Source organism: Pseudoalteromonas sp. KJ63-1 (assembly GCF_055808145.1).
Genome location: NZ_JBVVRL010000002.1, coordinates 538862 through 552638, shown reverse-complemented (window position 1 = coordinate 552638; position 13777 = coordinate 538862). Strand labels below are relative to the sequence as shown.

General features: G+C 41.7%; 9 protein-coding genes and 1 pseudogene. 9 read left to right on the top strand and 1 reads right to left on the bottom strand.

Features of this window, described 5'->3' with window-relative positions; translation table 11 throughout:
- Nucleotides 1-97: 97 nt before the first annotated feature.
- Nucleotides 98-1765 (top strand): pseudouridine synthase, encoded by a 1668-nt coding sequence (locus AC0L7Q_RS18850; RefSeq protein WP_413403005.1) that lies wholly within the window; start codon nucleotides 98-100, stop codon nucleotides 1763-1765.
- Between the two features lie 332 nt (nucleotides 1766-2097).
- On the opposite strand, the pseudogene AC0L7Q_RS18845 reads toward AC0L7Q_RS18850, so the two are convergent.
- Nucleotides 2098-2424: pseudogene (locus AC0L7Q_RS18845) on the bottom strand (hypothetical protein); the annotation flags it as partial.
- Nucleotides 2425-3104: 680 nt separating this feature from the next.
- Between AC0L7Q_RS18845 and AC0L7Q_RS18840 the strand changes: the two are divergent.
- From AC0L7Q_RS18840 to AC0L7Q_RS18805, 8 genes are read left to right on the top strand one after another with little or no spacing between them, the layout of a single operon-like run.
- Entirely contained in the window at nucleotides 3105-5456 is a 2352-nt protein-coding gene (locus AC0L7Q_RS18840; RefSeq protein ID WP_413403003.1) for a TonB-dependent receptor, read from the top strand.
- A 17-nt stretch (nucleotides 5457-5473) separates the two neighbouring features.
- Entirely contained in the window at nucleotides 5474-7627 is a 2154-nt protein-coding gene (locus AC0L7Q_RS18835) for an FAD-dependent oxidoreductase (protein WP_413403001.1), read from the top strand.
- A gap of 1 nt (nucleotide 7628) precedes the next feature.
- Nucleotides 7629-8435 (top strand): DUF547 domain-containing protein, encoded by an 807-nt coding sequence (locus AC0L7Q_RS18830; protein ID WP_413402999.1) that lies wholly within the window; start codon nucleotides 7629-7631, stop codon nucleotides 8433-8435.
- A complete protein-coding gene (locus tag AC0L7Q_RS18825; protein WP_413402997.1) occupies nucleotides 8422-9699 on the top strand; it encodes an ABC transporter substrate-binding protein in 1278 nt (425 codons plus the stop codon). Before AC0L7Q_RS18830 ends, AC0L7Q_RS18825 begins: the two co-directional genes overlap by 14 nt.
- The gene (locus AC0L7Q_RS18820; RefSeq protein WP_418157360.1) at nucleotides 9696-11456 is read left to right on the top strand and encodes an ABC transporter permease; all 1761 of its coding nucleotides are present in this window, start codon (nucleotides 9696-9698) and stop codon (nucleotides 11454-11456) included. The genes AC0L7Q_RS18825 and AC0L7Q_RS18820 overlap by 4 nt, the downstream gene beginning before the upstream one ends.
- A 15-nt stretch (nucleotides 11457-11471) precedes the next feature.
- Nucleotides 11472-12110, top strand: coding sequence for an ATP-binding cassette domain-containing protein (locus tag AC0L7Q_RS18815; RefSeq protein WP_178956894.1), 639 nt, complete (start codon nucleotides 11472-11474; stop codon nucleotides 12108-12110).
- Between the two features lie 27 nt (nucleotides 12111-12137).
- A complete protein-coding gene (locus AC0L7Q_RS18810; RefSeq protein ID WP_413402993.1) occupies nucleotides 12138-12782 on the top strand; it encodes a CDP-alcohol phosphatidyltransferase family protein in 645 nt (214 codons plus the stop codon).
- On the top strand, nucleotides 12775-13563 hold the full coding sequence (locus AC0L7Q_RS18805; RefSeq protein ID WP_178956896.1) for a sterol desaturase family protein: 789 nt from the start codon (nucleotides 12775-12777) through the stop codon (nucleotides 13561-13563). Before AC0L7Q_RS18810 ends, AC0L7Q_RS18805 begins: the two co-directional genes overlap by 8 nt.
- Nucleotides 13564-13777: the final 214 nt, after the last annotated feature.

Genomic DNA, 13777 nt, shown 5'->3' with positions numbered 1-13777 from the left:
CCTTTATGTTTGTAATGCCAGGCATGCTTAGTGGCACAGCGCTGCTTATGTTACACTCTGACTAATTATTCTGATAACTGCTAATCACACTATTGCCATGTCAAACCCTGCTAGCTGCTTTACCACTTTTAATGAAAACATAGATAACCTTGCACTGCCTGAGCAGTTTACGTTTCCCTTTTATTATAAACCTCATCCGCTGGCCGTTGCCGCTGCAAAACAATTACAACAACAATTAAAAAAGCTAGATAAGGCTATTTTAGATACAGATGATATTGATGCCGGTAAAATGTTTGGCGTCTTGGTTGTTCAAGATGAGTCGCAACAGCTAGGCTTTATTAGCGCCTATTCGGGGCAAATAGCGGGGATTGATGAGCAACTGCGTTTTGCGCCAAATGTGGCACTTAAACATATAGACGATGCAGAATTTAGTCAGCAAAGCCAAGTGATTAACGACATTAATGCGCAAATTACAGCCTTGCAAAACAGTGATAATTATCAGCAAATTGAGCAACAGTTAGTGACTGCTCGCCAACACTATGAGCAACAACTTATCGCCAAGCAGCAAGCAATGCAAGTAACTCGAAAACAGCGAAAACAGCAACGACAAGTTGCCAGCGAACAACTCAATAATGATGAGTTTGAAAAGCTGAAAAACCAATTAGCTGGGCAGAGTATTGTTGAGAAAAAACAACTACAAGCATTAAAACAACAGTGGCAAACACGCATTGCAGCGCTTGAACAGGCACAACTCACAATAGATGAGGAAATTAACGGATTAAAAAAACGCCGTAAAGTACTCTCTAAAAATTTACAAAAAAAGCTATTCGCTCAGTACCAGTTTTTAAATGCAAACGGCGAAGTGACCGATTTAAACGCCATTTTTGCCAAACTACCCGAGCACACACCGCCTTCAGGTGCGGGAGATTGTGCAGCGCCAAAATTATTACAATATGCCTATAAACATAATTTAAAGCCGCTGGCTATGGCCGAATTTTGGTGGGGCGCGCCGCCTAAATCGGCAATCAGACATCATTTACATTATTACCCTTCGTGCTACAGCAAATGCCAGCCTATTTTAGGGCATATGCTAGAGGGGTTAAATGTTGAAGACAACCCGCTCTTGGTCAACCCTGCACAGGGTAAAGACCTAACGATTGTTTATCAAGACGATGATTTGTTGGTGGTAAATAAACCTGCTGAATTTTTATCTGTGCCAGGCATTAATATTGACGATTCGGTATATATGCGAATCAAAACTCAGCTCCCACACGCTTCGGGGCCACTTATTGTGCACCGATTAGACATGTCGACTTCAGGGCTGTTAATGATTGCGTTAAATAAACGGGTGCATAAAGCACTGCAAAAACAGTTTATAGAGCGTAGTGTAGAAAAGCGTTATGTTGCTTTAGTGGCGGGTAATATTGCTGCTGAGAGTGGCACTATAGAGTTACCTTTAGTGCTTGATTTTGATGATAAGCCACGGCAAATGGTGTGTTACAAAACGGGGAAGCCGTCATTAACAACATGGCAGGTACTGGAACGTAAAAATAATACCACCCGCTTACAACTTTATCCTAAAACAGGACGTACTCATCAATTGCGTGTTCACTGTGCCCACCACTTAGGGTTAAATACACCCATTGTGGGCGACACTCACTACGGTGAAAAGGCAGAACGACTGCATTTGCATGCCGAGTATTTAGCTTTTACCCATCCTATTAGTCATGAACGATTAGAATTTGAAGTAGCCGCTGATTTTTAAATCAGCGCTGCTTTTAGTCGAATCGGATTCCAAAACAGTGCCATTTTTTCATATTGCAAAGTCGGTAACCTTTACAGTTGCAATATAGAAAAATTTACCTGCATTATGCAAAGCCACAATCCAAACAATATAAATAACCATAAAATTCAAGTGTTTAAAAATTGGCATTAGCTTTGCTTTTATCATTGTACGTATTTATTAAAGCACCAGTAAGTGCTTTTAGTCACACACAGTAAATGGCTTGCTAACCGCTTACTGTGCTCAACAGAACTTCCTACACTCCCTGTGTACTTTATTGGTTATAGGCTAACGCTTATAACCATTTTTTTTGCTTATGATTTAACGGTAAATTTTACGTCTTGATCGCGTAATAAATAAAGCGCAAAACACGCAGCCCACATAGGCCATGCCGCAAAAAACAGTAAATTATTAAAGCCATCAATGTACTGATTGTAAGAAGAAAGCGTTGATAGTCCATGCATTATAAAAATAGCACTGTAAGTGATACGTTTTTTAAAACCAACTAAAAATGCTATCACTAACAATAATTGCAGTGCACCTAAAATATAAGCAATAGTATCGGTAGAGAAACTGATCCCATAAAAATGTTCAAAAATACGGGCACTATGCCCCGGATTTACAAATTTATCCAGTGTCCACTAGGGCCTGTTGACCTTTGCAGATTGAAATTTGTTCAAGCTAGGGGCGATTTAATCGCGGCGCGAAGTTTGTAGCCTAGTGGGCTCGATAACTGCTCCTGCGTTATTCTACTGGCTTACATCCATGTAAGAATAAGTAAAAACCGAGCAAAGCTTCCGCGTCCTGCTCACGCCCCTTACCTACATCCATGTAGGCAACAAAGAGTAAATCGCCCCTAGGCAGAACCCTTCGGGCAGCGTCTGTTTGGCATTTGTGCTGCGTTATCGCCTATTTATGGGGAATAACCACACTACATAGGCTCTACCTTGTCTAAAAGCCAAACATACAGCTGCAAATTCAACCTCGAAAGATAAACAGGCCCTTTACATAACTATGAAAACCCCTAAGCGCAGCGATAAAAGTGACCATTGCAAACGAGTTTGAACATCTGTATTGATTGAATCTGTCATAAAATCTCCTTAAAAAAGATATAAATAAACTAATTGGCAAGTAAGACCGTATAATCGTTTTTTTATTTTCAAATAATTAAACCTAAACTAATCTTAAGCTGATTTGTTTAAAGGCACTATTATCTAAGCGCTAAGATAAAAAATAAAAATTTTTAGCAATTGATTGAAAGATATTTTTACCTGTCTTGGTCTTTTGTGTACATCAACATATAAAAATAGAGAAACACGATTTGAAATACACGTATTTAGCTTTAACCCTCGCCCCCCTGTTAAATGTAGCTTTAGCTGCTCAGGCTAATGAAACAGCTAGCTCTGACCCCATTGAGCGAATTGAGGTGGCAGGTCAAGCGCTTAAATCTAAAAACCTCTCTATTAAAAACACCACAGTAAACGGCCCTTTTGGTGATAATTTAGCACTGCAAGACATAGCTCGCTCTGTGACGCCTATCTCTAAAGACTTAATTGAGCAATTAAATATAACAACATTGCACGATGTGCTCGCTGTAAGTCCTAATACATACGCTGCAAGTGGTTTTGGTGCACCAAGCTTGCCGACGATCCGCGGCCAGTTAGGGGAGTTATTTCAAGATGGCACTCGACGTCAAGCAGGTAATAATGGTTTTGGTGTGCCGTTGTCGTTTAATGCGATAGAACAGATAGACGTAGTTAAAGGCGCACCACCTGTATTGTTTGGTTCAAGCCAACGTAACGGTGGCTTTGTAAACTTACACTCTAAGACAGCTTCAACTGATCAGCGTAAAGGCAATGTGAAGGTGTCTGCAGGAAGTTGGGATAAGTATAGCGCCCAAGTAGATTACAACGCACCGATTGTTGAGGATAAAATTGGCTTACGTGTTAGCTATGAGCATATTGATCAGGGTAGTTATTATGACTACTCAGCCACACAAAGTGATAGCTTGTTTGCGGCATTAAAAATTTTACCGGATGACAAAAGCAGTTGGGACATTAACTTTGAACTGTACCAAACAGAATTTACCGATAACGCTGGTATAAACCGCCCTACCCAAGCGCTTATCGATCATAATCTTTACATTACTGGTCAAGGGTTACAAGCGAATGGCAGCACAGTTCCTAGCGCAGGCTCTATTATATCGCCTACAGGGCAAGTAAAAATAGATACCAGCCGTGTGCTTACCGACCCTGATAATCTCAATCAAGCAACCACTTATTTAGTTCATAGTATTTATAAGCGCGCACTGTCTGATGTGATGTCGATTAAAAACATTAGTTACTTTCAGCATTTGCAGCGCGAAGAAATAGCACAAAATAGTTTTGTTGAAATAATTGATGGCGCCGATACCGCACAAAACCGTACTGAACTCACGTATCAATGGAGCGATGAGCAGCAAACCTTATTCGCTGTTGATGTACGTTACAATAAAGTCTTGGGTTACAGCCAATTTACCACCGAAGCCGATACGCCTATTGATTTAACCGGCCCACTTTCAAACCGCCGCATTCCATTAACTGATGCACAAAAGGCACGTTTGGTAGAGCTGCGCCCAGGTGTATATGTATCCCCTGGTGGTCAGTACGATATTAACAATGATGGCAGTGGTGATTTTAACTTATCAGACACTACAGATTCACGCTCATGGCAAACCGGCATTGCCATTCAACAAGACTCACAGTGGACTGACAGCTTACGTACTAGTGCTGGTTATCGTGTTGATTACTATGACGTAGAAGCAAATGACCCGATTGCACCTCAAGGGCAAATAGCCGCTAGTGATAGCATTAACGATACACTGCAATCAGCGCAGCTGAGCATTAATTACTCAGTAAATGACGATTTAACCACTTATGCGGCAGCAAGTTATAACGAAGCCACCTCTAACAGCATGGCCGGCGGTAATACGTTAGGTGGTGACAATACAATTAGCGCACAAAATTTTGCTACGGAAAATACTTTAGTCGAGTTTGGCGTGAAATATGCGCCAACACAAAGCGACTGGTATGCAGATGCTGCTGTATTTAGCCAACGCCGCAGCTTACGTAATCGCGATGGTAGCAATACTGGCATTCGTACAACCGGATTTGAAAGCCAAGTATTTTACGACGCTTACCCTTACTGGATAAGCGCAGGCTACAGTTATATTGATGCCCGTTATGATAACTCTGCGACAGGCCAAGACTCAGCTCAAATAGCCGATGCGTTTGATAATTCGCGTCCCGATATTATTGCGGGTAACAGCATTGGTGCACCAAGTTACACAGCTTTTGCTCCCTCAAACCGTCAAGTACAAGGGATCCCAGAGCAATCGTTAAGCTTAAACGCTAACTATACAATAACTTCTCAGTGGCAGGCTGGATTTTCTGCCCTGTATACTAAAAGCTACCCATTGGACTTTTTGGCTACCGTATACATTCGCGATCAGCACACCTTAAATGTTAATACCAGCTATGCGTTTACCTCAGCAACTAAATTGAGGCTTGATGTAAATAATATTACCGATCAGCAAAACTGGCGCCCTGTATTTGAAGGTGGCTATTTTGGCGCGACACTCGCGTTCCCAGAATTACCAATTAACGCTAAGCTTACGCTTACCCATCAATTTTAAACCGTTTGAGAGATAACATGTTAAAAAAACTAAGTTTGTTATTACTGGCGGCGATAGGTGTCGGCTTATTCTTTTTTTATGACCTAAACCAGCTTCTTACCCTTGACGGGCTAAAAGGGTCAATGGCGCAATTTGATCAGTACAAAGCTCAATCACCGTTTTTGGTGATCGGGGGTTTCTTTTTACTTTATATATTAGTGACCGCGCTATCACTGCCCGGTGCAGCCATTTTAACGCTAGCCGCTGGTGCATTATTTGGTTTGGCTCAAGGCCTATTAGTTGCCTCGTTTGCCTCAAGCATTGGTGCTACGTTGGCATTTTTAGTGTCACGTTATTTATTGCGCGATACCATAAAAAAACGCTTTCCTGAACGTTTAGCCGCTATAGATACTGGGGTTGAAAAAGAAGGTGCATTTTACCTATTTACGCTGCGCTTAGTGCCTGTTTTTCCGTTCTTTTTAATTAATTTATTAATGGGTTTAACCGCTATCAAGTCATGGACTTTTTACTGGGTAAGCCAAATCGGGATGCTGGCGGGTACCTTTGTATTTGTTAACGCTGGTACTCAATTAGCACAAATAGATAGCTTATCGGGTATTTTATCGCTGGATTTAATTTTGTCGTTTGCGTTATTAGGGGTATTCCCGTTAATTGCAAAAAGCCTAATAAATGCAATAAAAAAGCGCCGTGTTTATAAAAACTACACTAAACCCAAAACATACGACCGCAACATGATTGTTATTGGTGCGGGCGCAGGCGGCTTAGTCACCAGCTATATTGCAGCAGCAGTTAAAGCCAAAGTAACTTTAATTGAAGCCGGCGAAATGGGCGGCGACTGCTTAAACACTGGCTGTGTACCTAGTAAAGCTATTATTAAAAGTGCAAAAGTAGCCCAGCAAATGCGCCAAGCTGAAAAATATGGGCTACAAAGCACGACACCGCAGTTTTCGTTTAAAAAAATAATGGCACGTGTACAGCAAGTGATTGCCGATATAGCCCCACACGACAGTGTTGAGCGCTACACAAACTTAGGCGTAGAAGTAATTAAAGGCTACGCCAAACTTATCGACCCGTGGACTGTAGAAATTAAGCTTAACGATGGCGGCACGCAAACGTTAACCGCCCGTACTATTGTTATTGCCACTGGCGCACGCCCATTTGTACCGCTACTGCCTGGTATTGAAGAAACCGGATATGTCACCAGCGATACATTATGGACTAAATTTGCTGAGCTTGAAGAAGCCCCTAAAAAGCTTGTTGTACTTGGCGGTGGTCCAATTGGGTGCGAATTGGCACAAAGTTTTGCCCGTTTAGGCTCAAATGTTACGCAAATTGAAATGAGCGAGCGCATTATGATCAAAGAAGACTTAGAAGTGTCTACCTTTGCTCACGAAGCGCTGACAGAAAATGGCGTAAACATTTTAACCTCGCATCAGGCACTACGCTGTGAAGCGCGCGACGGTAAAAAATTCATTGTGGTAAAACATAACGATACCGAAATCGATATTGAATACGATGAACTACTATGTGCTGTTGGCCGAAGCGCTCGCCTTAAAGGTTACGGCCTTGAAGAACTTGGCATAGAAACTAACCGCACTATAGTTACTAACGAATACCTTGAAACGCTTTACCCTAACATTTTTGCCGCGGGCGATATTGTAGGGCCGTATCAGTTTACGCACGTAGCCGCTCATCAGGGTTGGTACGCAGCAGTAAATGGCTTATTTGGTAATCTTAAAAAGTTTAAAGTAGATTACCGTGTAATCCCGTGGACTACATTTATTGACCCTGAAGTAGCACGTGTTGGCTTAAACGAGCAAGACGCTATTGATAAAGGCATAGATTATGAAATCACTCGCTTTGAATTTGAAGAGCTAGACCGCGCCATTACCGAGAGCGCTAACAACGGTTTTATTAAAGTGATCACCCCTAAAGGTAAAGACAAAATCCTCGGTGTCACTGTGGTATCTGAGCACGCTGGCGATTTAATTGCTGAATTTGTACTGGCAATGAAACACGGTTTAGGGCTTAACAAAATATTAGGCACCATTCATAGCTACCCAACATGGGCCGAAGGTAATAAATACGCAGCAGGTGAGTGGAAACGTGCTCACGCACCTGAAAAAGTACTAAACATACTGGAAAAATACCATGCCTGGCGCAGAGGCTAATATGTTTAAAACACCTTTAAAAGCGCTATTGTTAGGGTCTGTTTTGCTTGCAACATCCTTTGCAAGCAAAGCTCAAAACATGCATGACAACTGGAATGCATTATTAAACAAGCATGTTGTAGCTATTAATCATGGTCACAGCACTGAGGTTGATTACACAGCAATAAAAGCTAAGCGCAGCGAACTTAAAGCCTATTTAGATTCGCTATCGGCTGTTACGCAAAATGAGTTTGATAAATGGGAAAAACCTAAGCAGCTGGCGTTTTTAATCAACGCGTATAACGCCTTTACTGTTGAGCTAATATTAACAAAATACCCAAGTCTAAAATCAATTAAAGATTTAGGCAGTTTTTTTAGCTCACCGTGGAGCAAAGAGTTTGTGCCATTACTTGGTAAAACTCGCAGCCTTGATGATATAGAGCATGGTTTAATACGTGGCAGTGGTAAATACAATGATCCACGTATTCACTTTGCTGTAAATTGCGCAAGTATTGGCTGCCCAGCACTACGTGAAGAAGCCTACACAGCCACTGATTTAGAAAGCCAATTGCAAGAGCAAACGGTACGTTTTTTATCAGACATGACTCGTAATATAGCGCAACAGAACACGCTAAGTGTGTCTTCAATATTTAAGTGGTACGGCGATGATTTTGAACAAGGCTTTAAAGGCGCTAATACGCTACAGCAGTTTTTTATGCAATATCCTAAAGCACTAAAGCTGACACCCGCTCAGCAAAAAGCGCTTAAAAATAACAACATGAAAGTTAAGTTTTTAGACTACAACTGGGATTTAAATGCTCGCCAGTAAATTTTGGCAAACATTATCGCGATACAGCTTATTCTGTGTCGCCTTTTGCATTTTCCTTATTATTAGCTTTAAAAGCCTAGCAAGTACACAATTACAAAGCCGTTGGCAACAAGTTGAAAGCTCAGGTAAAGACCAAAGCGTATATTTTTATGCGTGGGGCGGTGATGCGCAAATAAATGCCTATATTCAATGGGCTGTGAAACAAGTAAAAGCTAAATATAATATTGAGTTAGTGCATGTAAAACTCAGCGACACCAGCGAGGCCGTTAGCCGCGTACTCGCTGAAAAATCAGCAAATAATCACACCCAAGGCAGTGTCGATTTAATTTGGATAAACGGTGCTAACTTTGCCACCATGAGCGAGCACTCATTATTACTTAAACAATGGGCTAATAAGCTGCCTAACTTTAGCTATACCGACCCTAGCAATAACCCTGCGGTTAATTTTGATTTTGGAATACCCACTAATGGAATGGAAGCACCTTGGGGCCAAGCATCGCTCACCTTTTACTACGACAGTTTAGCAATTGACGGCACTGCAAATAACACACTACCAACAACCCTAAACCAATTACTTAGCTGGAGCGCACAAAACCCAGGGCGTTTTAGTTACCCCAAACCCCCTGACTTTTTAGGAATGAGCTTTTTAAAATATGCGCTTGTTGTGCTTCATCAACAAAGTGATGAAACGCTTAAAGCGCAATTAAATCAGCCTGCTACAGTGCAAAACACAGCCCAAGTATTAAACCCATTATGGGACTTTTTAAATCAACTGCACCCAACACTTTGGCGCGATGGCAGCCATTTTATGCAAAGTGGCGCACAAATGCGGCGCTTAATAGGCGACACCGAGCTAAGCATAGCGTTTACGTTTTCAGCGCCCGAAGTACCCGCCGCCGTTAAACGTTATGATTTACCAAAAAGTATAAGAAGTTATGCAATGCAAGATGGCAGTTTAAGTAACACTCACTTCGTCGCTATTCCTTATAATGCAAGCCATGCACAAAGTGCACAATTAGTAGCTAATTTTTTATTAAGCCCAGAGGCGCAAGCTCAAAAACAAAAAGCGCCTATATGGGGCGATAAAAGTGTATTGATTCAATCTACATTGAGCCAAGAGCAGCAAGCCTTGTTTAAAACGGTGGAACCGCATCCAAGCGCGTTACCCTTAAATAGCATTAAACGCACGCTTAGCGAGCCACACCCAAGCTGGGTAAACGCTATTATGCAAGGTTGGCAAGCGCGTTTTGGAGTAAGCCAATGAGTGTTGTTTCAAATAAGTTAGCAGCAAGCCCAACGCTTAAACCACACAAAAGCGCCGATATGTTTAGTAAATTAGTTAAATTAAGCCCACGTTTTTTACTGGCATTGCTAATTTTGCCGGTAATAGGTGGCCTAATTAGCGTGCTATTGCCCGCTTTTGGTTATGCACCAGTACTTGAGCATACAACACTTGGCCTGCATGGCTTTACTATGCTTATGCAAACACCCGGCCTAACACACATGGTTATGCTAAGTGTTGGCACCGGATTAATAAGTACCTTACTTGCCTTTATCATTACGTTAATGATTTTAGCGGCATTTTTTAATAGCCCGTGGCTTAACCGTATTCAGCGTTTACTAAGTCCCATACTCGTAATCCCCCACGCAGCAGCCGCTATAGCCGTTGGTTTTTTAATTGCTCCTTCGGGTATGATCTCGCGTTTAGTATCGCCTTGGTTTAGTGGATGGGAACTTGCCCCTAACGGCATGTTTCCGCATGACGCGTTTGGTATAAGTATAATTTTAGGCTTAACCCTTAAAGAGCTGCCTTTTTTACTGTTAATGGCGCTAGGTGTGCTTGCCCAACCTGAGCTTGGCAAAAAACTGCGCCAACAACATAAAGTAGCGCTTAATTTAGGCTACTGCCCTATGACTGCTTTTTTTAAAGTGATTCTGCCAAGCCTTTACCCATTACTGCGCCTACCGATTTTAGCCGTATTGGCTTATGCCAGCGCAAGTGTAGAAATGCCACTTATTTTGGGGCCAAATACTCCACCCACATTGGCTGTAGCCATTATGCATTGGTTTAACGACGTAGATTTAAACCTGCGTATTAAAGCCTCTGCGGGGGCATTATTGCAGCTTGTACTTACTGGGGGGTTACTAGCTCTTTGGCTTGGCGGCGAAAAAACTATAAAAGCATTATTTAGTGATTTACTAACCAATGGCGAGCGAGAATATGGCGGTGTTTATTGGCAAAAAATAACGACCGCATTAACAGTATTTGTAATTGGCTTTATTTTGCTCTCGTTAATTGGCTTAATTATGTGGTCGGTTGCCGGATTTTGGCGTTTTCCGGCGGCATTGCCCGATCAGCTCACGCTACTTCACTTTAAAAGTGCGCTAATGCAAATGCAAAGCCCGCTTTATAATACCCTTGCTATAGGGCTAGTTACTACGTTATTTGCCATTATTATTACCCTTTTGTGCTTAGAGTCAGAGCAGTTAAGTGCAAAACCCATGTCGCGCTTTACCAGCTTAATTATTTATTTACCGTTGCTTGTACCAAGTATTGCGTTTTTATTTGGCCTAGTGTGGCTGCAACAATTAGTAAATAACCAGGCCGCGTTTTTTAATGTGGTATTTACCCATTTATTGTTTGTACTGCCGTATGTGTTTTTATCGCTTGCGAGCAGTTATAGGCGATTAGACCCTCGTTTTGCTCATGTAGCAGCAAGCCTTGGCGCAACACCCTGCAAAGTGTTTTTACAAGTAAAATTACCCCAGTTATTTGCCCCTATTTTAATTGCGGCCGCACTTGGTTTGGCCATTAGCTTTGGCCAATATTTGCCTACACTTTTAGCCGGTGGCGGGCGCATAGCAACCATAACAAGCGAAGCGGTCACCCTTGCTAATGGCGCAAGTAGGCGCACCAGTGCAGTGTATGCCATTATGCAAATGGCATTACCACTCATTGGCTTTATACTGGCGTGGGTTTTACCTAAGTACTTTTTAAAAGCGCACATCGCTAACCCATAAATTAAAAGGTTTTTAATGCAGTCATCTTTAGAGATTAAAAATTGTGAGCTTTATCGTCAACACGAGCAATTACTAAGCTTAAACGAGCAGGTAAAAGGCGGCGAAATACTCACTATTATGGGGCCATCAGGCAGTGGTAAATCAAGCTTTTTAAATTGGCTTACGGGTACATTACCCAGTGGTTTTAGCGCAAACGGCGAAGTGTGGCTTAACGGTAAAAACATTAATAACTTACCCGCACATTTACGCCACATAGGCGTGCTTTATCAAGATGCGTTATTATTTTCGCATTTATCGGTAAGCGGTAACATTGCCTTTGCTATGCCTAAAGGCAATAAAAAACGGCGCCTTGAAAAAATAGAGCACGCCCTTGAACAGGTAGGATTAAAAGGCATGGCTAATCGCCACCCCGACAACCTCTCTGGTGGACAACAAGCCCGCGTTGCTTTATTGCGTATGCTATTAAGCGAGCCAAAAGCTATTTTACTTGATGAGCCCTTTAGCAAGCTCGACACCCAATTAAGAGTAGATACGCGCGAGCTAGTATTTAGCCAAATACGCGAGCATAAATTGCCCGCTATTATGGTAACCCACGATCATAGCGATGCAGAGGCCGCAAACGGCAAACTGATCACCTTAAATTTAGCCAAATAAACGCACAAAAAGTACAAGGCACCAAGCATGTTAGACAAATACATCACCCCAATAATAAAGCCACTGTTAACCCCCGTTGTAGCGTTAATGCACAAGCGCGGCATAACGCCCGACCAACTTACTGTGGCAGGCTTTTTAATAGGGCTATTAGCAGTGCCATTAATTGCGTATGAAATGTGGTACGCAGCGTTAACGGCTATTGCTTTAAATCGTATTTTAGATGGGCTAGATGGCGCATTGGCACGCCATGCAAATTTAAGTTCAAGCGCTGGCGGTTTTTTAGATATTACCCTCGATTTTTTATTTTACGCGGCAATTCCGCTTGGCTTTATTTTGGTAAACCCCGAGCAAAACGCCATTGCAGGTAGCGTATTACTGGCCACCTTTATAGGCACAGGCTCAAGCTTTTTAGCCTTTGCCATAGCCGCCGAAAAATTTAAGCTCGAAAAACCCCAGTTTAAATACAAAAGTTTTTACTATTTAAATGGTTTAACCGAAGGCACAGAAACCATAGCGCTATTTATTGCCTTTTGTATTTGGCCGCAGCACTTTGCCATAATGGCGAGTATTTTTGCCACTGCGTGCGCTATTACTATTTTTACACGTATACATGGAGGATATAACACGTTAAAACTCCGAGAAGCTGATGAGGTTACACAAGCCAATGAGTAATGAAATTTGGTGGCGTTTAGGGTTCTTTTTTAGCATTTTGGTTATTATGATGCTGCTAGAATCGCGTATGCCTGCGCGTAAATCGCCTATAAAAAGTAACACCCGATGGTTCGCTAATTTTGGACTGGTGTTTGCTTCATCACTAATTGCTCGCTTAAGTGTACCCATAGGCTTAACTGCCGTAGCGCTTTATAACCAAGAGCACGGTATCGGTTTATTTAATCAAATAGCCACACCAAGTAGTGTTGCTATTATTTTAAGCATGCTACTGCTTGATATACTTATATATTGGCAGCATAGGTTATTTCATAACGTGCCAATTTTGTGGCGTTTGCATCGTGTGCACCACGCCGATGCGCATGTAGATACCAGCACAGGTTTGCGTTTTCACCCTATCGAAATTGTACTCAGCATACTTATAAAATTGATTGCCGTTACCGCTTTGGGTGTACCTGCTATTGCAGTATTAATATTTGAAATTGCACTTAATGGATTAGCGCTATTTAACCACGCCAATATACGTTTACACAATGCAATAGAAAAACCACTTCGGCTTATCTTAATGACTCAAATACTGCATCGTATTCATCATAGCCAAAATCCCGAAGAAACAAATAGTAACTTTGGCTTTAGCGTAACTTGGTGGGATAGACTTTTTGGCAGCTACAAAACCAGCGCCACATTATCAGATAATAAACTAAACATCGGCTTAGCCCAATATCCCGACCCAAAACAAAACGCGTCCTTGTGGTATTTGTTAACGTTACCATTTAAAAAGTAGCAACTAGCCTAAACTAAGCAGAGAAATGGGCCTATTTCAGCTTAGTTTGTTACATTATCTAAGCTTTTGAGCTGCTACATTAACAAAAGCAGCTTATTTAAAGTAAACCAATTGTAAATTAAATAAACAAATTCTTGACCAAATTTGAAATCCCCCATATCATTTGTAAGCGCTTACATTTACCACACATAAAAATGTAAGCGCTTACAAAATG

What these genes read in the sequence shown, in the direction of transcription:
- AC0L7Q_RS18805 (WP_178956896.1), top strand. Translation starts at nt 12,775, where the DNA reads ATGAGTAATGAAATTTGGTGGCGTTTAGGGTTCTTTTTTAGCATTTTG.
- AC0L7Q_RS18825 (WP_413402997.1), top strand. Translation starts at nt 8,422, where the DNA reads ATGCTCGCCAGTAAATTTTGGCAAACATTATCGCGATACAGCTTATTC.
- AC0L7Q_RS18835 (WP_413403001.1), top strand. Translation starts at nt 5,474, where the DNA reads ATGTTAAAAAAACTAAGTTTGTTATTACTGGCGGCGATAGGTGTCGGC.
- AC0L7Q_RS18850 (WP_413403005.1), top strand. Translation starts at nt 98, where the DNA reads ATGTCAAACCCTGCTAGCTGCTTTACCACTTTTAATGAAAACATAGAT.
- AC0L7Q_RS18815 (WP_178956894.1), top strand. Translation starts at nt 11,472, where the DNA reads ATGCAGTCATCTTTAGAGATTAAAAATTGTGAGCTTTATCGTCAACAC.
- AC0L7Q_RS18830 (WP_413402999.1), top strand. Translation starts at nt 7,629, where the DNA reads ATGTTTAAAACACCTTTAAAAGCGCTATTGTTAGGGTCTGTTTTGCTT.
- AC0L7Q_RS18820 (WP_418157360.1), top strand. Translation starts at nt 9,696, where the DNA reads ATGAGTGTTGTTTCAAATAAGTTAGCAGCAAGCCCAACGCTTAAACCA.
- AC0L7Q_RS18810 (WP_413402993.1), top strand. Translation starts at nt 12,138, where the DNA reads ATGTTAGACAAATACATCACCCCAATAATAAAGCCACTGTTAACCCCC.